12 protein-coding genes, 1 tRNA gene and 6 pseudogenes are annotated in these 17,910 nt (G+C 63.7%); 13 read left to right on the forward strand and 6 right to left on the reverse strand.

Translation table 11 applies throughout. From position 1 onward, the window contains the following. Positions 1-2 precede the first annotated feature (2 nt). From H9K75_RS16755 to H9K75_RS16790, 8 genes and pseudogenes are all read left to right on the forward strand, one after another. Positions 3-963, forward strand: a pseudogene (locus H9K75_RS16755) (aspartate carbamoyltransferase catalytic subunit). Positions 964-1,010: 47 nt separating this feature from the next. Continuing rightward, positions 1,011-2,303, forward strand: a pseudogene (locus H9K75_RS16760) (dihydroorotase). A gap of 62 nt (positions 2,304-2,365) precedes the next feature. After that, entirely contained in the window at positions 2,366-3,106 is a 741-nt protein-coding gene (locus tag H9K75_RS16765; RefSeq protein WP_187723480.1) for a lysophospholipid acyltransferase family protein, read from the forward strand. A 42-nt stretch (positions 3,107-3,148) separates the two neighbouring features. Beyond that, a pseudogene (gene arsC, locus H9K75_RS16770) lies at positions 3,149-3,534 on the forward strand (arsenate reductase (glutaredoxin)). A gap of 109 nt (positions 3,535-3,643) precedes the next feature. Further along, entirely contained in the window at positions 3,644-5,185 is a 1,542-nt protein-coding gene (locus H9K75_RS16775; RefSeq protein WP_187723481.1) for a DegQ family serine endoprotease, read from the forward strand. A 96-nt stretch (positions 5,186-5,281) separates the two neighbouring features. Next, positions 5,282-5,938, forward strand: a complete 657-nt coding sequence (locus tag H9K75_RS16780; protein ID WP_187723482.1) for a response regulator — start codon at positions 5,282-5,284, stop codon at positions 5,936-5,938. Between the two features lie 46 nt (positions 5,939-5,984). Continuing rightward, positions 5,985-7,400, forward strand: coding sequence for an ATP-binding protein (locus H9K75_RS16785; RefSeq protein WP_187723483.1), 1,416 nt, complete (start codon positions 5,985-5,987; stop codon positions 7,398-7,400). Further along, the gene (locus H9K75_RS16790; protein WP_187723484.1) at positions 7,397-8,782 is read left to right on the forward strand and encodes a phospholipase D-like domain-containing protein; all 1,386 of its coding nucleotides are present in this window, start codon (positions 7,397-7,399) and stop codon (positions 8,780-8,782) included. The genes H9K75_RS16785 and H9K75_RS16790 overlap by 4 nt, the downstream gene beginning before the upstream one ends. A gap of 49 nt (positions 8,783-8,831) precedes the next feature. On the opposite strand, the pseudogene H9K75_RS16795 reads toward H9K75_RS16790, so the two are convergent. Beyond that, a pseudogene (locus H9K75_RS16795) lies at positions 8,832-9,775 on the reverse strand (pirin family protein). 233 nt (positions 9,776-10,008) lie between these two features. On the opposite strand from H9K75_RS16795, the gene H9K75_RS16800 reads away from it, so the two are divergent. Then, positions 10,009-10,299, forward strand: a complete 291-nt coding sequence (locus H9K75_RS16800; protein WP_187723485.1) for a hypothetical protein — start codon at positions 10,009-10,011, stop codon at positions 10,297-10,299. Between the two features lie 124 nt (positions 10,300-10,423). On the opposite strand, the gene H9K75_RS16805 is transcribed toward H9K75_RS16800, so the two are convergent. From H9K75_RS16805 to H9K75_RS16815, 3 genes are all read right to left on the reverse strand, one after another. Next, positions 10,424-10,972, reverse strand: coding sequence for a DUF4124 domain-containing protein (locus tag H9K75_RS16805; protein ID WP_226858275.1), 549 nt, complete (start codon positions 10,970-10,972; stop codon positions 10,424-10,426). Between the two features lie 141 nt (positions 10,973-11,113). Next, positions 11,114-11,335, reverse strand: a complete 222-nt coding sequence (locus H9K75_RS16810) for a hypothetical protein (protein ID WP_187723486.1) — start codon at positions 11,333-11,335, stop codon at positions 11,114-11,116. A gap of 60 nt (positions 11,336-11,395) precedes the next feature. Further along, positions 11,396-11,575, reverse strand: coding sequence for a hypothetical protein (locus H9K75_RS16815; RefSeq protein WP_187723487.1), 180 nt, complete (start codon positions 11,573-11,575; stop codon positions 11,396-11,398). Positions 11,576-11,848: 273 nt separating this feature from the next. Here H9K75_RS16815 and H9K75_RS16820 point away from each other — a divergent pair, with 273 nt between their 5' ends. The 3 genes from H9K75_RS16820 (at position 11,849) to H9K75_RS16830 (ending at position 13,211) form a co-directional block, all read left to right on the forward strand. After that, positions 11,849-12,205: a PRC-barrel domain-containing protein gene (locus tag H9K75_RS16820; RefSeq protein ID WP_187723488.1), complete on the forward strand. Its 357-nt coding sequence runs from the start codon at positions 11,849-11,851 to the stop codon at positions 12,203-12,205. A 72-nt stretch (positions 12,206-12,277) separates the two neighbouring features. Then, a complete protein-coding gene (locus H9K75_RS16825; protein ID WP_264293828.1) occupies positions 12,278-12,532 on the forward strand; it encodes a DUF883 family protein in 255 nt (84 codons plus the stop codon). A 478-nt stretch (positions 12,533-13,010) separates the two neighbouring features. Beyond that, complete coding sequence (locus H9K75_RS16830) at positions 13,011-13,211, forward strand: VOC family protein (RefSeq protein ID WP_264293829.1); 201 nt, start codon at positions 13,011-13,013, stop codon at positions 13,209-13,211. 256 nt (positions 13,212-13,467) lie between these two features. On the opposite strand, the gene H9K75_RS16835 is transcribed toward H9K75_RS16830, so the two are convergent. Next, positions 13,468-13,542 (reverse strand) — tRNA-Arg (locus H9K75_RS16835). A gap of 39 nt (positions 13,543-13,581) precedes the next feature. On the opposite strand from H9K75_RS16835, the pseudogene H9K75_RS24095 reads away from it, so the two are divergent. Beyond that, a pseudogene (locus H9K75_RS24095) lies at positions 13,582-13,677 on the forward strand (ABC transporter permease); the annotation flags it as partial. A gap of 23 nt (positions 13,678-13,700) precedes the next feature. Here H9K75_RS24095 and H9K75_RS25250 read toward each other — a convergent pair. Next, a pseudogene (locus H9K75_RS25250) lies at positions 13,701-17,910 on the reverse strand (translocation/assembly module TamB domain-containing protein).

The following is a 17,910-nucleotide window of genomic DNA, read 5'->3' on the forward strand; positions in this document are numbered from 1 at the left end:
CGGTGCTTTACAAGCGCAACCCCCAACTCAACAAGAACGGAGAGCTGGTCCATCTGCTCTCCACCGAAGGTCTGCCCCGGGACATCATCACGCATATCCTGGACACGGCCTCGAACTTCGTGAGCGTCAACGACCGCGAGGTCAAGAAGGTGCCGCTGTTGCGTGGCAAGAGCGTGTTCAACCTGTTCTTCGAGAACTCGACCCGCACGCGCACCACATTCGAGATCGCGGCCAAGCGGCTGTCGGCCGACGTGTTCAATCTGGACATCGCACGCAGTTCGGCCAGCAAGGGCGAATCGCTGCTGGACACCATCGCCAATCTCTCGGCGATGGCGGCCGATATCTTCGTCGTGCGCCACAGCGAATCGGGCGCGCCGTATCTGATCGCGCAGCATGTCGCGCCGCATGTGCATGTGGTGAATGCCGGTGACGGGCGTCACGCGCATCCCACGCAAGGGCTGCTCGACATGTACACGATCCGCCACTACAAAAAGGATTTCTCGAACCTGACCGTGGCCATCGTCGGCGACGTGCTGCACTCGCGCGTGGCGCGTTCCGACATCCACGCACTCACCACGCTCGGCGCGGCCGAGGTGCGCGTGGTGGGGCCGCGCACGCTGGTGCCTTCCGATCTGTCGCTCATGGGGTGAAGGTGTTTCACAGCCTTGAGGAAGGCATACGGGATTGCGACGTGGTGATCATGCTGCGCCTGCAGAACGAGCGCATGAGCGGCGCGTTGCTGCCATCGAGCCAGGAATATTTCAAGAGCTTTGGACTGACCCCGAGAAGCTGCGCCTTGCCAAGCCCGATGCCATCGTGATGCATCCGGGGCCAATCAATCGCGGCGTGGAAATCGACTCCGCCGTGGTCGATGGACCGCAGTCGGTGATCCTGCCGCAGGTGACCTTCGGCATCGCGGTGCGCATGGCGGTGATGTCCATCGTTGCGGGCAACGAGGCCTGAGCGGGCAGGCATGGCGATACAGCTACTGAAAATTTAGGCACTGAATCATGAAGCTACTCATTCAGAACGGCCGCGTCATCGACCCGGCCAGCGGCCTCGACAAGGTCTGCAATCTCGCCATCGCGGCGGGCCGCATCATTGCAGTCGACCGCGAGCCCAAGGACTTCACTCCCAACCGCGTGATCGACGCCAGTGACTGCTACGTGCTGCCCGGGCTGGTCGATCTCGCGGCGCGGCTGCGCGAGCCGGGATATGAACACGAAGGCATGCTCGAATCCGAAATGGCGGCGGCGGTCGCGGGCGGCGTGACCAGCCTCGTGTGCCCGCCGGACACCGATCCGGTGCTCGACGAACCGGGTCTCGTCGAGATGCTCAAGTTTCGCGCCGAAAAGCTGCATCAGGCGCGATTGTTTCCGCTCGGTGCGCTGACCCGGGGCTCAGGGCGAGGAACTCACCGAGATGGCCGAGCTGACCGAGTCCGGCTGCGTGGGGTTCACGCAGGCCGACGTGGCGCTCAAGAGCACGCAGGTGCTGCAGCGCGCGCTGCAATATGCAGCCACCTACGGGCACACCGTGTGGCTGCGCCCGCAGGAGCTGTACCTCGGTGGCGGCGTGGCGGCCAGCGGCCCGCTCGCGACGCGGCTAGGCCTGTCCGGCGTTCCCGTGGCGGCAGAGACGATTGCGCTGCATACCATCTTCGAGCTGCTCAAGGCGACGGGCGCACGCGTGCACCTGTGCCGCATCTCGAGCGCCGCAGGCATCGAGCTGGTGCGCGAGGCCAAGGCCGAAGGCCTGAACGTGACCTGTGATGTGAGCATCAATTCGCTGACCTTCACCGACACCGACATCGGCTACTTCGACAGCAGCGCGCGTCTGCTGCCGCCGCTGCGCCAGCAACGCGACCGCGACGCGCTGCGTGCCGCGCTGGCCGATGGCACCGTCGATGCGCTGGTGTCCGATCACACGCCGGTCGATGAGGACGCCAAGGTGCTGCCGTTTGCGGAAGCCGAGCCGGGTGCCACCGGGCTGGAGCTGCTGCTGTCGGCCGCGATCAAGTGGTCACAGGACGCCGAGGTGCCGCTGGCGCGCGCAGTCGGCGTGGTCACGGCGGAGCCTGCGCGCGTGCTGGGCGCAGCGCTGGGCACGCTGCAGGCGAGCGTGGGCCGTATCGTCGAAGGCGGCGTGGCCGATCTCTGTCTCGTCGATCCCGATGCCTCCTGGGTGGTTGCGCCCGATGCATTGCGCAGCCAGGGCAAGCACACGCCATTCTCCGGTTACGAACTGCCCGCGCGCGTGAAGTGCACGCTCGTGGCGGACAGCTTGCGTTCGAGCGTTCCTGATGGGCTGGATGGACAGACCAACGGACATACGCAAGTAAGCAAGCAAGCAAGGCAATACATCGATGAAGCGAGGGGCGCTGGCCATCTGGCGATGTCTGCGGCTGCTGGCCCATGCGCTGCATGGGCTGCTGGTCGTGCTGCTGGTCTTTCCGCGCCTCACGCAACAGCAGCAGCAGGCGCGCGTGCAGGCGTGGGCGCTGAAACTGGTCACGCATGCGGGCGTCACGCTCGAAGTGCGGGGCGAGCCGGTGCTGGCTGGCCCAGTGCTGATGGTCGCCAATCATCTTTCCTGGCTCGATATTCCGGTGCTGCATGCGGCGCGTTATTGCCGCTTCATCTCCAAGTCGGATGTGCGCGACTGGCCCATCGTCGGCGCGCTCGCCACGGCGGCCGGCACCCTGTACATCGAACGCACCTCGCGGCGAGATGCGCTGCGCATGGTGCAAAGCATGCACGAGGCACTTGAGCAGCGCGAAGTGCTGGCCGTGTTTCCCGAAGGTACCACGGGCAATGGCCGGGAACTGCTGCCGTTTCACGCCAATCTGCTACAGGCCGCCATCACCGCGCAGGCACCTGTGCAACCCATCGGTATCCGCTTCGCAGACAGGCACACTGGCGAGGTCAGCTACGCGCCAAGCTATGTTGACGACGAAACGCTGCTCGGCTCCATCTGGCGCACCCTCGTGGCACCGCCGCTGGTGGCTGTCGTTCACTACGGGGCGCTGGAGATGCCCGACGATCAGGATCGCCGCACCTGGAGCCAGCATCTGCATGCGCGCGTGGACGCGCTGCGCAAGGACTGAGCGAAGCAGGCAAGGCGGTTTTTACCTGCGTACACTGATCGCATGACCACGCCGCATACTCCCCATTCCTCCGATTCCATCACCATCTATCACAACGCACGTTGCAGCAACTCGCGCGGAGCGCTCGCCATCCTGCGTGAGCACGGCATCGAGCCGCGAATCGTGGACTACATTGCCGAGCCGCTGAAGGCGGCCGAGCTGACTGCGTTGATCAAGAAGCTCGGAATGCCGGTGCAGGACATCATGCGCACCAAGGAGGCGGTCTACACGGAACTGGGACTGGGCCTCGAAGGCATCACGGATGCGCAACGAATCGCCGCCATCGCCGCCCACCCGGTGCTGCTGAACCGGCCCATCGTCGAGCGCGGGATAGCGCCGTGCTCTGCCGCCCCCCGGAACGCGTGCTCGCGCTCTTGGGAAAAGAGTAGAAATCCCGAGGATCTCTGGGCGGCCCTAAGTCTGCCTTAAGTCAGCATCGCCAAACTTGCCTTCCATGGAACTCCGGTAGAGGTCCGCTTAAGCAAAGGCAGTTTGAACATGAATACGATTTTGAAAACTCCACGCGGTCTGGTCGCTGCGTTGGTAATGGCCGGTGTCATCGGTGGCGCGGGTGCCGGACTGGTGACCACGCACCTGGCCAGTGCCCAGCAATCGCCAGCGCCAGCCGTGGCGACGGCGGTGAGTGCGCCCTCGGGCGCGCCTGGCGCGGCCACCTTGCCCAGTTTCGCGCAAATCACGTCGCAGTATGGGCCTGCGGTGGTGAACATCAGCGTGAGCGGCACGCGCCATGCGAGCGCCAGCACTGATGATGACGCCGACGACGACACGCCTGCAGCCGCGCAGCGGCAACAACCGGGCATGGATCCCAACGATCCGTTCTATCAGTTCTTCCGCCAATTCGGCATCCCGGGTGGTGGCGGCATGCAGCAGCGGCAGATGCCGCGCGACGTTCCGGTCCGTGGCGAAGGCTCGGGTTTCATCGTGAGTGCCGATGGCCTCGTGTTGACCAACGCCCATGTGGTGAAGGATGCGGAGACGGTCACGGTGAAGCTCACCGATCGTCGCGAGTTCAAGGCCAAGGTGCTCGGCGCCGATCCCAAGACCGACGTGGCGGTGCTCAAGATCGATGCCAAGGATCTACCCACCGTGAAGCTCGGCGACACGCAGTCCATCAACGTTGGCGACTGGGTGCTTGCGATTGGATCGCCGTTCGGTTTTGAGAACAGCGTGACGGCGGGCGTCGTCAGTGCCAAGGGGCGCTCGTTGCCCGACGATAGTTCGGTGCCGTTCATCCAGACCGACGTGGCGGTGAATCCGGGCAACTCGGGTGGTCCGCTGTTCAATGCGCGTGGCGAAGTCGTGGGCATCAACTCGCAGATCTACAGCCGCTCGGGTGGCTATCAAGGCCTGTCGTTCGCGATACCGATCGAGGTGGCTTCCAAGGTGCAATCGCAGATCGTGAAGACCGGCAAGGTGGAACATGCCAAGCTGGGCGTGACGGTGCAGGAAGTGAACCAGACCCTGGCCGATTCGTTCGGGCTGGATCGTCCGGAGGGCGCGCTGGTTTCGAGCGTGGAAAAGGGCGGCCCTGCCGACAAGGCGGGCTTGAAATCGGGCGACGTGATTCGCAGCGTCAACGGCCAGAAAATCATCGGTTCGGGTGACCTGCCTGCGATGGTGAGTCTGGCGACACCGGGCTCGAAGGTGGACATGCAGGTGTGGCGCCAGGGCAAGCCCGAAGACATCGTCGCGACACTCGGCAATGCCAGTGACAAGGCGGTCAAGGTCGCGGGTGCCGATGACAAGGTCGCGCCCGGCAAGCTGGGCGTGGCGCTGCGTGCGCTGCAGCCCGAAGAACGCAAGCAGCTCGGTGCCGATGGCGGCATGCTGATCGAGCGCGCACAGGGGCCGGCTGCCAAGGCCGGCATCCAGGCCGGCGACGTGCTGTTGTCCATCAACGGCACGCCCGCCAGGGACGTGGATCAGGTGCGCGAGGCCATCGCCAAGGCGGGCAAGTCGGTCGCGCTGCTGGTGCAACGCGACGGCTCTCGCATCTTCGTGCCGGTGCAGTTAGGATAGACGCACGGCTGCGCTGTGATTCAGGGCTTCGCCGTCACCGACGGCGAAGCCCTTTCTACAATCCGACTTTGGATTCATTCAGCCCATTCACAAGACATGCGCCTGCTGCTCGTAGAAGACGACACCATGATCGGCGAAGCCGTGCAGGAACTGCTGCGCGCCGAGCATTACGCGGTCGATTGGGCGCGGGACGGCGGGGCCGCCGATACGGCCTTGCGCACGCAGTCCTACGATCTGGTGCTGCTCGATCTGGGACTGCCGGGACGCGATGGTTTGTCCGTGCTGCGCGACATGCGTACCCGCCGCGACCGTACGCCGGTGCTGATCGCCACCGCGCGCGATGCGGTTCAGCAGCGCGTGCAGGGACTCGATGCGGGTGCCGATGACTATCTGCTCAAGCCCTATGACATGGACGAGTTGCTGGCCCGCATTCGCGCCCTCACACGCCGCGCGGCGGGACGTGCGGAGCCGAGCTACGAACACGAGGGCGTGAAGATCATTCCCGCCACGCGCGAGGCGACGGTCAACGGGCACGCGGTGATCCTGTCGGCGCGTGAATGGGCCGTGCTCGAACCATTGCTGGCGCGTCCGGGTGCGGTGCTGTCTCGCGCGCAACTCGAGGACAAGCTCTACGGATGGGGGGACGAGGTCAGCAGCAACGCAGTCGAGGTCTATATCCACGGTCTGCGCAGAAAGCTCGGTGCGGGCATCATCATCAACGTGCGTGGCGTTGGCTACATGGTGCCCACATGACGAGTCGCGCATCGCGATGTGTCGCACATTCCTTCATGGGGCGCGCATGAACCGCAGGCCAGGCCACAGCCTGGTTCCCAGGTCGCTTGGCAAGCGACTGCTGCTCTTCATCTGCGCGGCGATTGCGCTCACGGCCATGTTGCAGGCGGCATTCGCCTATCGCAACGCGCTGGAGCAGACCGATACGCTGTTTGACTACCAGATGCAGCAGACCGCCTTCGCCTTGCGCGCGGGCCTGCCGGTCGATGCGCGGGGCCGGGCGCAGGGCGCGCCGTCGGAAAACGAGAATCACGAGTTCATCGTGCAGGTCTGGACCAACGAGGGGCTGCGCATTTTCGAATCCGCATTCGGCGCGGCACTGCCGCAAAATGCCGTGCTGGGCTTTGCCGATATTCCTGCGCGCGGAACGCTGTACCGCGTCTTTTCGCTACAAACCCGCTCTCAGGTGATCCAGGTGGCGCAGGACATGCGCGTGCGGCGCAAGCTGGCGCGCGATGCGGCCTGGCGCAGCCTGGTGCCGATTGCGTTGCTCGCGCCGCTGCTCGCGCTGGCCGTGTGGTGGGTGGTGCGCTCGTCGCTCGCGCCGATGCAGCGCGTGCGCGGCGAGATCGCATCGCGCCGCCCGCAGGACCTTTCGCCCGTGCGCACCGACGGCCTGCCCGAGGAGGTGCAGCCGCTGGTTGGCGAGCTCAATGCGCTGCTCTTGCGCATGCAGCACGCGTTCGAGGCGCAACAGCATTTCGTCGCCGATGCGGCGCACGAGTTGCGCTCGCCGCTGGCGGCCCTGCGGCTTCAGGTGCAGGGCCTGCAACGCGCGGGCGATGACGCAACGCGCGCCCAGGCCGCCGCGCGGCTGGTGGCGGGCATCGATCGTGCGACCAAGCTGGTGGAGCAACTGATGGTGCTCGCGCGCCAGGAAGAACGGGCGGCCAGTGGCGCAGCGCACGAGCCGGTACGCCTTGACTTGCTGGCTGCACAGGCGGTTGCAGATGCCGCGCCTTTTGCCCTGCAACGCCGCATCGATCTGGGCCTCGCGCAGGCCGATACCGTCACCGTGACGGGGCAATCAGACGCGTTGCGCATCCTGCTGCGCAACCTGATCGACAACGCCATCAAATACACGCCCGAAGGCGGCACGGTCGATGTGCGCGTGCAGGCGCTCGAAGGCCAGGCGCGGCTGATCGTGGACGACAGCGGCCCCGGTATTCCTCCCGACGAGCGCGCCGATGCCATGCGGCGCTTTCATCGCACGCGGCAGGACGGCGCGCCGCAGGTGCAGGGCAGCGGTCTGGGCCTCGCGATTGTCGACACCATCGCGCGCGCGCATGCTGCCAGCATTGCACTCGATACCGCGCCCGAGTGGGGCGGCCTGCGTGTGATGCTGAGCATGCCCTGCGCAGACACCGCGCCTCTCGCCGCGACCGAATCTACGGCAGGGCCGACGCTCGGCGAGCGCCCATGATTCGCGTCGCGCTTTTCTCTGCACTCAGCCATACGATCTTCGTGGTCGTGGGTCTGCTTGTCTATGTGCTGACGACGCGCATCGGCCACCAGCGCAGGCCGCCGTCTTCGGCGATTGGCTGGGTGATCGGCATCGTGGCGTTTCCCTATATCGCCGTGCCACTGTTTCTGGTGCTCGGTTCACGCAAGTTCAAGCGGCCCGAGCGGCATCTCCGCAGTGCCATCGAGCCGCCCCCGGGAGGCGGTCCGGTGTGGGTCACGCAATTGCTCGCGAGCATGGAGTTGCCCGGGCCTGCGCACAATGAAATGCTGGTCTGGCATGACGACGGACCTGAAGCTTTGCAACGTCTGCTCGCACTGGTGGATGGGGCGCAACAGCGGCTCGATCTGAGCACTTTCATTTTCGGCAATGACGAGGTCGGCGACGCCGTGGTCGAGGCGCTGATTCGCTGCACCCAGCGCGGTGTGCGCGTGCGATTGCTGATCGATGCCATCGGAAGCGTGAAGACGCGTGCAGGCACCTTGCGGCGATTGCGCGCGCACGGTGTGCGGGTGCGGCGCTTCATGCCCTTGCTGCACAACCCGCGCCAAGGGCGATTGAATCTGCGCAATCACCGCAAGGTGGTGGTGGCCGATGGCTGGCATGTGTGGAGCGGCGGGCGCAACCTCGCGGTGGAATACTTCTGCGACCGCCCCGACGCTCCCGCGTGGCTCGATCTGACGCACGAGGCGCGCGGTGATCTCGCGGTGGAGGCCGCCGCGCAATTCGATCTGGACTGGCGCACCGCGAGCGGAAGGCGGCGCGGCGTGAGCGGGCCGCCTCCGTACACGCCGGTGATTTCCGAGGGACCTTGCGCGCAATGGGTGGCCAGCGGCCCTGACCATGCGGACGACACGGTGCACGCGCTGCTGCTGGCCGCCGCCTACCACGCGCAGCAACGCATTCTCGCGGTCACCCCGTATTTCGTGCCCGACGATGCCTTGCTCTACGCGTGGTGCATGGCAAGTCGGCGCGGCGTGGACGTGAACGTGCTGGTGCCCGCGCGATCCAATCACCTGCTCGCCGACTGGGCGCGAGGCCGCGCGCTGCGCGAGTTGTGCGCATCCGGCGGCAAGGTGTGGCTGCTGCCGCAGATGGCACACGCCAAGGCCGTGGTGGTCGATGATGACCTTGCGTTGTCGGGCTCGTTGAATCTCGACGGACGCAGCCTGTTTCTGAACTACGAAGTCATGACCGCCTTCTATTCAACCGAGCAGGTGCAGTGGCTCGTCGGCTGGTTCGAGCGGCAGATCGCGACCGCCACGCCGTTCAACGCGCGGCAGCCGGGACTGCTGCGCGACATGGGCGAAGGGCTGGTGCGCTCAGTGGGCTTTCAACTGTAGGCACCGGGTCGTCGTTCGTCCCTGTCCATGCGCTCCGTCTGTCTTGCAGTCACTTCGAGGCCCGTAGCGACACGCCATCCAGCGAGGGGGCATGCGTCGAGGGAAGGGGCGAGGTCACCGGTTGGCCAAAACGCGAGGTCGCACCACCCGCGCCCGCCGCCTCACCGCGCAAATGCGCTTCCCATTGCTCGCGTGCTTCGTGAACTTCTTCGGTGGTGCGGGCCACGAAATTCCACCAGATGATGATGGCCTCATCCATCGGCTCGCCACCGATCACGATGAGCCGACTGCCCGGCGCGCACTCCAGCGTGACCGATGTCGCCCCTTGGGGATGTAGAGCAATTGCTCATCGGAAAGCGGTTCGCCGTTGACGCTCACGCGGCCCGACAACGCCATCACTGCATGCTCGAAATCCTCGCGCAGAGGCATCGTCGCCCTGGCATCGGCGCTGTCTGCCGGTGCGTGCAGATCGACCGCCATGAGGGGCGAATGCACTTCGGCAGGGGCTGTGAACCCCAGCGCCTCTCCGGCCAGCACGGTTGCGTCAAAGTCGCCCACGCGGGTCTTGGGCAGATCAGGGTAGTGCTGAAAACGTGGCGCGCACTGGCGGTGCGAATCGGGCAGCGCAATCCACAGTTGCGTCGCATGGATGCCCCAAGGCTCCTGGCTTTCTTCCGAGTGCGCGATGCCATGTCCGGCTGTCATCAAATTGACCTGATTGGGACGGATGATCTGCTCGCTGCCCAGACTGTCACGATGCAGCAATTCGCCCCGGATCATCCATGTGAACGTCTGCAGCCCGATATGCGGATGCGGACCCACCTGCATGCCCGGTGGCGCAGGATCGGCTGGCCCTGCATGATCGAGAAAGCACCACGCCCCGACCTTGCGCAAACTGCGCTGGGGAATCGCGCGATGAATGGGAATGCCACCGACATCGGCGATACGGGTGGGCAAATGCTGAGGCAGGGATGTCGAGTTGGAGTCGCTCATTGTGGGGTCATCGAGGTGGATTGGAATTTTTGAAGTATCGTGCGGCGTGGCATATCTATCAAAGCATTCCGCCGAATGGGCGGTGGTCTTTGCAGTCAGTTACACGCCGTGAAAAAGTCTGCGTGTTCTCTGACATGTGATGACTTCATGCACATTTATGCTGCAACCCATCTCACACCCGCTGGCCGTCGTGGTTCGGTGTGGTGCAAGCGAGCACAACCCTAGGAAGATTCATGAACGATCAGAACAAACAGCCGGTGAGCGAACAAGTAGAAACCGCCGTGGAAGTGCAGCGCTTTCCCGAACATTTCAATGCCGTGGTGCGAGGCAAGGTTCAACACCGTGTCGGTGATGGACCGCTTGAGGATATGCCCGTCGGCACCGAGGTGAAGGTGGATACGGCCATCGCCAGCTACGTGTTGTCGTGGACCGATCCGAACGACAAGCAGCCCGAAATCGTCACGCTGGCGAAGCGCGAATTCGAGCTTTATGTGGACAATGGCGATCTTGAAGTGAAGTCCTGATTTCTGCGTGGATTCCTGCATCCACGATGGCATGGAAAATATCCAGACATACCTGCATGCCAGAAGAATTTTTTAGCCACCGCAAGGTGGCATTTTTTTCGCCGGTGCTTCTACCCTGAAAGCATCAGGAGCCGGGTTTGGAATGCCCGGGGTGAACGATCACCTTGGGCGGCTCCTGCATCAACGGCGTATTGCTGCCGCAAGCCGCGTTGACCCTTGCGATTTCGGCGTTCAGGCGCATGCGTCGCTCATCTTCGCCCAGCGTGCGAATGCTGGACACGAACTCCAGCTCCTTTTGCGCTGATCGGCAACGCGGGCTGTCTGCAAGATTCACGGGGGCCTGCGTGGCAGCGCGCGACTGCTCCTGCTGCTGAAGATCCAGCCGCTGCTGCTCACGACTGTCCTGGCGATCCCGGTATTTTCGATCGAGCGCTTCATTCGAACGGTTGCGCTCCTGCTCGATCTGCTCCGGTGATTTTTGCCCTTGCAGCAACCGGCCTTGTTGTTGTTGTTGTAAGTGCTGCGGATCGCAAGGCGTATCGGTGTAGCTCGTCTTGCCGCTTGCATCCTTGCATTGATAGACCTGCGCCCACCCCGGGGCAGCAATACACAGGCCGAGAAGTACCGCCAACGTCGCGTTCTTCCCCGCCACGAACATCGTTTCACGCCGCATGATTTAGGTTCCTTGAATTCTGGATCAGCCGAATCCATTCAATCAACGCGCGACGGGCCGATTCGGTTGTCGCGCGCGCAGCAGAGCTCGCGCGGCCTTGATCCGTAAAAAAGCCCGCACATCTGGCGGGCCTGGTTTGCACTATGTCTCCGGATCCTTGGGAATGTCGGGTTCCCTGTCGGGCGAGAACGGTGGATCGGCTCCGGGCGGATCGTCGCCGTCGGGTTGAGGATCCTTCGGCTGTGGCGCCTGCTTGGGATACGGCTCGCCTACGGGATCCATCTCCTCATTTTCGGGAAACGACTCACGCTTGGGATCGTCGGGCTGCGCGGGCGTCCTCGGCGCGCTGGGTGGTTGGTTCATGGCGGTCTCCTCGTTGATCGGATGGCCAGTGAGAGATAAAACAACAGACAGTGCGAAGAATCAACGGGGTTGCTTGATGATCGGATTCTGCTGTTCGGTGGGCTCGTTGGGATGAGGGCTCTTGGGATTGCGCTGATCGTTCAGATCGTCTGGTCGATTCGGATTTTTCGGCATCTTCGGATCATCCTGAACGACCGGCTTTTGGGTCGGATCCTGCTCGGGTGATTGCGGTGTGGTCATGCTGACTGACTCCTTTCATGGCATCACTATGAAAGCAAAGAATGCACTCGCGGCCTCTGCGACGGTGTAGGACCGAGTCCCCTGGCCATGAGGCTCGATGGGCCCGATCCCGGTCGGTGCAGCGGCTTGAGGACGAGTCCTACGAACCGGAAGTGGACATGACTACATGCCGGGCGGAGATGCGGTCCTAAGATTTGATCCTCACCCTTTCGAACACGGCAGACGCCGAATCGCCCTGCAAGGCGGAGCGTTTACCTTCAACAGGAGCACATCATGGACACAGAAAATACATCGGGCACCATCATCTCTTCGGAGAAGGTACGTGGCACCAACGTCTACAGCCCGGCGGGCGAAAAGCTGGGTTCCGTCGAGGCACTGATGATCGACAAGATTTCCGGTCGTGTCCGTTATGCAGTCATGGAATTCGGCGGCTTCCTGGGCATGGGCACGGATGTCTATCCCCTGCCATGGGACGCGCTGAAATACAGCACGGAAGAAGGCGGCTACATGGTGTCGCTCACCAAGGAACAGTTGGATGGCGCTCCGCGCTACAACCGCGACGATTCGCCCGAATATTCCGACGAGTACGGCCGCAAGGTCTACGATTACTACAACGTACCATGGCTTTGAGCGAAAGGACCATAACAAATGCTGTTCTCATCCAGGAAGCCACGATCCGCTTTGAGTGATCTCGAAAATTTTGTGAACGACCTCAGTGGCCTGCTCTCCAGCAAGGACCTCGACAACGTTCCAAAAATCGCCGACCTGCGCGCGCGACTCGACAGCCGGTTGACCGACGCGCGTGATGCATTGGTGGACATCTCCGACCAAGCGGCACAACGCACACGCGAGGTCGCCAAAGCCGCCGATACCTACGCGCATGAGGAACCTTGGCGCGTCGTTACCGGAGCCGTCGCCGCTGGCGTTTTGATCGGCTATTGCCTGAGCAGGCGCTAAGTTTCGCGTTAACGCTCCAAAAGACCCGCACTTGCGGGTCTTTTTGTTTGGACGCGGGCCATGAAGGGGCAACGGAATCGTTCCCTCGCTGCGGCGTTGTAGCCGCTCGAAAAGTATCAGCCTTGCTTCGAGCCTGTGCCTTGCGTATCCTCCCCAGACTGCACAACGCCATGTTCCCGAGCATCGCGTGGACGGGTCGTGGTTTGAGCGGTGGTTTGGCAACTCTAAGGGTGGCAGATGACTGGGCTATTCAGACAAATCAGTATTGAATCGCCCCGGATTTTGCGGAGGCTGTTCGGTTTAAGTCAGCTCAACCAAAAGGAGGAAAAATATGCTCAGGATTGGGTCAATCGTTTGGGGCGTGCGAGATGTTCGTCGGGCCGTCGAATTTTGGACCGCCGCCTTGGACTATTAGCCGTTGCGGACGCCATCGTCGGACTGGGCCATACTCGTTCCTGTTGATGGAGAAGGTCAGCAAATGGCTCTAACAGCGGTTTCGTCGGAAGCAGAAAATCATCAACGCCACCATCTCGATCTCTATGCGTCCAATCAAGAAGCAGAGATTGAAAGGCTACTGTCAATCGGCGCGACACGGGTGGAGTGGCGTTACCCGGACGACGCAGATTTTGTCGTTCTTTCTGATCCGGACGGCAACACATTCTGTGTCATAGAGAAGTAGCTATTAGACGTGCAGCTACCGCCGCAGCGCTTGTCCCCAGCAGTCGTGCCCGCGTGCTTGTGTTGCTTCACAAGGTGTTTGAAAGCGGAATTGTTGGTATCTCATTTCTGTTGGTATGCGAACTACCTACAAAAGTACCAAGAAAATATTGGTACGTCTAAAGACGGCGTTGGATGATGTTGGACGACAAAAAAACCCGCCATGCTACTAAACATGCGGGTTTTAAGACTTTCTTGGACTTTGTGAGACTGTCACATGGTCCCCTCGACAGGAATCGAACCTGTATCTAGCGCTTAGGAGGCGCTCGTTCTATCCATTGAACTACGAGGAGCTGTCGGGCAGAACCTTCAATTGTAAAGCCTTTCGGGGAAGCCTCGAAGTCGCCAGCGTCCTGATCTACGGCGGTGTGGAAGCCGCGCAGTACCCGCTCGCCGTCTATGCGCCTTGGTTTCGCCATCTGCTCACGTGTGGGCGCTGCCTGCCTCGCCCTCAGTCTTTCTTGATGGTGTAGATCAGATCGACGGCGCTGGTGCTGCCGGTCTGGCCTCGCACGGTGAGGTTGCGCGAGAGGTCGTAGAAGATGAAGATCGTACCCATCGCGCCCGAGAGGCTTTGTTCATAGGTGACGTAGAGCTTGTCGGACAGGCGTTTTCCGAGCGTGAGCGCGGCACCGGACGCGTCCGTGCCTTCGGTCGGCCCCGGATGCCGACTTCGTCGAGACCCATGCGGCCCGCGATCTTGCCGCTGCCGCTGTTGCCGCCCGAGAGCAGTGCCAGCGCGGCCTGTTGCAGCAGTGCGCTTTCCGCTCCTCCGAGTGAGGGATCGCGGCCCATCACGACCCACGAGAGCTTTTCGGCATCGGGCAGGTCGGGGTCGGAATACAGGCTCACGCGCGGCGCCATTGCCGAGCCCAGCACCTGCACGCCCGCGCGCTGGGCGATGTTGGGACGGATCGCCAGGATGTCGAGCGAGGGATTGTTGTAGGGCCCGTTGAAGCGGATCAGGCCCGTCTCGACGTTGAGCGACTGGCCCCAGGCCCGGTAACGGCCTTCGACCGTGTTGACTTCACCGGTGATGCGTGGCGGGCCACCGGCCACGGTGGCGCCCTTGATCTCAAGCTCGCCTTCGAGGCGCGTGGTGATGCCGAAACCTTGCAATGCAAAGTCGCGGCCGAGATTGAGCTTGACGAGGATGTCGGGCAGCTTGCGGGTTTCCGCCCTGGTGTTGGCCTTCTCGGTGGCGAGCTTCTGCTTGCGGGCCTCTTCTTCCGCGGCCTTGCGTGATGCGGCGGTGTGCACGACCACGTCCTTGTCGAGCGATGGCGCGGATTCCTCGGGCAGGATGATGGTCGCGCGATCGGTGGTCAGGTCGCCGCGCAGCGTGAACTGCCCGTTGTCGAGCTTGGCGCCGAGCGTGCCCGAGATGCTGACCTGACGGTCGGCGCGCACCAGCACCTGCAGTCGCGTCGCCTTGGCCTGAAGGTCCATCACGAGGTTGCCCGGCTGGCCTTCGGCCTGTGACGGAATCCAGTTCGCGAAACCGCTGCCGACGAGTTCGCCGCCATCCTGTGGCGCATTGGTGAGGTTGCCGCTGTAGCCGAGGATGCGCGCGCTGCTGCCCCTGCCGCCCTTGATGCGCAGCTCGGTGATGTCAAGGCGTGTGCCTTGCAACCTGGCTCGCAGCACGCCCTGCTGCAGATCGATGCCATCGAGCACCGAGAGCACGCTCAGCTCATCGGCGTTGATGTTGCCCTGCCATTGCGGTTGGGAGATATCGCCGCTGATCGTGGCGTCGGCCTGCAGCGTGCCGCGCACGCGCCAGCCCGGCGGCGCAAACAGCGCCCAGATGCCGATGTCGGGCATGCGTGCGCTGAGTTTACCGGAGAGCGGTGCCTTGCTTCCAAGCGACCATCGGCCATCCTGATAGGTGAGCTGGGTGTTGAGGTCGCCGGTCACCTGCCCGGCGCGTTCGCTGTCCCACAACAGCTTGGCGTTGACGTTGCTGCCGTCGGCGCGAATGTCGATACGTGCCTGCTTGATGCGCGCGCGCATGCCGGCACCCGTCACGGTGCGTGTCGTGGTCTTGCTGCCGGTGCTCGGGCCGGTCGTGCGGATCACCGTCGTGCCGCTGCCGCCATCGTCGACCGCCAGCCGGAGGTCGCCGGCTGCGCGCTCGATGGTGACCAGTGCCTTGAGTTCGGGGCCTGCGGTGTCGATGTCCCATTGGCCGTTGAAGCTCAGATCGCCGCTCAGCCCGGCGGCTTCCAGCGGGGGCTCGCCTTCGCCCATGCTGAACGCATCGACCCATGCGAGCGGAATGCCCTGCACGCGGCCCGCGCTGCGCAGCGCCCAGTTGCCGTCACCGCCCTTGGTGGCGCTCGTGTTGTCCCAGGTGAGCGTCACGGGCGCGAGCGGTTCGGCATTGGCGCGGCGCTGTTTCGTCGGTGCCGGTGGCGTGATCAACAGTCCGCCCGCGCTCGCCGTGTATTGCGTGGAGAGCACGACCTTGTTGCCGCCCGTGCCGCTGGTTCGCTGCGCGATGCGCACGGGTGCGGGCGATTGCAGCTTCAGGTTCCATGGCCCCGGCTTGTCCTTGCCAGGATCGAGCACGGCCTGAAGGCGATTGATGGTGGCGTTCCAATCGAGTGCCGCCGCGCCGCTCGCCGTGGCGAGACCCGCCTGCAAGGCCGTATCAAGCTGCACACCCTGCGCGGCGCGCTGCGCGCTGGTCTGGAGCGTGATGTCGGCTTTCTCGGGGCTGCCGTGAAGGTTGAGCGCGAGCCGGGGCACGACGATGGCCTGATCGGCAGGCGTGTTAGCGGGCAGATAGCGCAGTTGCTCGGCGCGCAGATCAGCCTTGAGTTGCAGGCCGCTGTCGGGCAGGGGACTGCCGGTGGCGGTTTGCAGGCGCTTGAGCAGATTGCCCCAGCCGCCGTTCCAGTCGAGTTGCAGTTGTCCTCGGCCATCGATTTTGGCTCCGGCCAGCAGGTCTTCCTTCACACCCGGCAGCGTGTTCGTCCAGGCGGCGAGTGTCGCGGCCGATTGAAGCTGCAAGTTGGCGTTGCCCTTGCCGGTTTTGGGGCTGATCTGGCCATCGGCCTGCAACACCGCGCCGGGCACTTCGGCCTTGAGCATGGCTTGCGCGTCCTGCTGATCGACGTTGTATTTCACGGCGCTTGCGTTGACCGTGGCCTGCAGCGCCTCGATCTTCAGATTGGAGAGCGTCAGCACGGGTTGCAACCACTCGCCCTTGGCTGCGAGCGTCTGGATGCGCGGCGACTTGCTGGCCGCGCGTGGCGCGCCGCCGGACGCCTTGAGATCGGCCTCGAACGCGACCTTTTGCGCCGCATCGGCCTGCGCGCTCAGCGTGCCTTGCAGCGGCGCGGCGTCCAGCGTGCTGTAGAGATCGGCGGGGTTGAGCTGCTGCACCGTTGCATGGCCTTCAAATACCTTGGTCGCGGGTTCGACATAGCCGTTGGCGGTGATCCGGCCCTTGCCCACGTCGATGAGCGCCTGCCTGATCTGCCACTGCGCACCGGTATAGAGCACGTCGGCCGTGATGGCATCGAGCGGCAGGCGCTGCTTGTCCCACGGGCCACGCAGGCTGTTCTTGAACTCGGCCTGCAATTGCCATTGTTCGCCCGTTGCGGGAGCGTTGTCGGCGGCGACGGGACCGGCCCTGAGATCGCCGCTCAGCATGGTGCGCGGACCTTCGGCCCAGAACGCGGCAACGTCCACGTTCTTGAGCGAGGCGAGCGCGGTGTGCAGCGGCATCGACTGCCAGGGCCGGATCGTGGCCTGCACGTCGGCGTGCATGGGTTCGACGGCTGGAGCTTTCTTGTTGGCAGCGCTCTTGTCGCCGCGTTCGGGCGTCGCAGTGGCCAGCGCCTTGACCTCGATCTGCGCGGCTTCGGTGGCGAGCGTTCCTTCGGCCTGCACGCTGGCATTCACGGCGATGCTGGCGTCATCCCTGGCCATCGGGTTGGGCACCTTCAGATCGCCCGAGAGTTGCGCGGTCAACGCCATCGGGCTTGCACCCTGCAGCCGCAAGCGGCCCTGGTAGTTGCCGTCGGCATAGTGCACCTCGTTCACCGCGAGTTGATGCGCCTCGCCGTCGTATTCGTAGTGGCCTTTGAGACCATCGACGACGGTCTCGGGCGGGCCTTCCCAGATGATGCGATCCACCTCGAACGGCACGTCGATCTTGATCGGCAGCGTGAGCTGCTCGAGCGGCTTCGTGGGCTCCTTGGGCTCGTCGAGCCTGGGCGTGCTCTTGATGCGCAGTTCACCGATGTGCAGGGTGCCGAGCTTGAGCGTGCGCGAAAGCAGGGGTTGCAGGCTCCAACCGATCGTCGCGTCCTGCACCTGCACCGTCATCGACGGGCTTTGCCATTTCAACGCGCCGATCTTGCCGCCGCCGCGCACCGATCCGGTGACGTCGCGTGCCTCGAGACTTTGGCCCTCCGGTAGAAAGCGCGCCACACGTTGCAGGGCGTTGGCGAGCGAATCGTCGCGGCCGGTCCACCACCAGGTGGTGCCGAGCGCTGCGACGATCACCAGCACGAGGGTGAGCAGCAGCCAGCCGATGCCGCGCAACAGGCGTCGCCCGGGCCGGGGTGCGCGCGGCTTCTCTTGCTGCGCGGGGATGAGGGGCTGGATTCAGGCGTTTGCGCCGAATCGTTGAGGACAGATTCCACCAT

The organism is Diaphorobacter aerolatus (assembly GCF_014489535.1).
GTDB classification, from domain to species: Bacteria; Pseudomonadota; Gammaproteobacteria; order Burkholderiales; family Burkholderiaceae_C; genus Diaphorobacter_A; species Diaphorobacter_A aerolatus.

Excerpts from the sequence above, each read along its gene's own strand:
- H9K75_RS16800 (WP_187723485.1), top strand. The coding sequence starts at position 10,009 with ATGAACGATCAGAACAAACAGCCGGTGAGCGAACAAGTAGAAACCGCC.
- H9K75_RS16830 (WP_264293829.1), top strand. The coding sequence starts at position 13,011 with ATGGCTCTAACAGCGGTTTCGTCGGAAGCAGAAAATCATCAACGCCAC.
- H9K75_RS16790 (WP_187723484.1), top strand. The coding sequence starts at position 7,397 with ATGATTCGCGTCGCGCTTTTCTCTGCACTCAGCCATACGATCTTCGTG.
- H9K75_RS16810 (WP_187723486.1), bottom strand. The coding sequence starts at position 11,335 with ATGAACCAACCACCCAGCGCGCCGAGGACGCCCGCGCAGCCCGACGAT.
- H9K75_RS16815 (WP_187723487.1), bottom strand. The coding sequence starts at position 11,575 with ATGACCACACCGCAATCACCCGAGCAGGATCCGACCCAAAAGCCGGTC.
- H9K75_RS16820 (WP_187723488.1), top strand. The coding sequence starts at position 11,849 with ATGGACACAGAAAATACATCGGGCACCATCATCTCTTCGGAGAAGGTA.
- H9K75_RS16775 (WP_187723481.1), top strand. The coding sequence starts at position 3,644 with ATGAATACGATTTTGAAAACTCCACGCGGTCTGGTCGCTGCGTTGGTA.
- H9K75_RS16780 (WP_187723482.1), top strand. The coding sequence starts at position 5,282 with ATGCGCCTGCTGCTCGTAGAAGACGACACCATGATCGGCGAAGCCGTG.
- H9K75_RS16765 (WP_187723480.1), top strand. The coding sequence starts at position 2,366 with ATGAAGCGAGGGGCGCTGGCCATCTGGCGATGTCTGCGGCTGCTGGCC.
- H9K75_RS16785 (WP_187723483.1), top strand. The coding sequence starts at position 5,985 with ATGAACCGCAGGCCAGGCCACAGCCTGGTTCCCAGGTCGCTTGGCAAG.
- H9K75_RS16805 (WP_226858275.1), bottom strand. The coding sequence starts at position 10,972 with ATGCGGCGTGAAACGATGTTCGTGGCGGGGAAGAACGCGACGTTGGCG.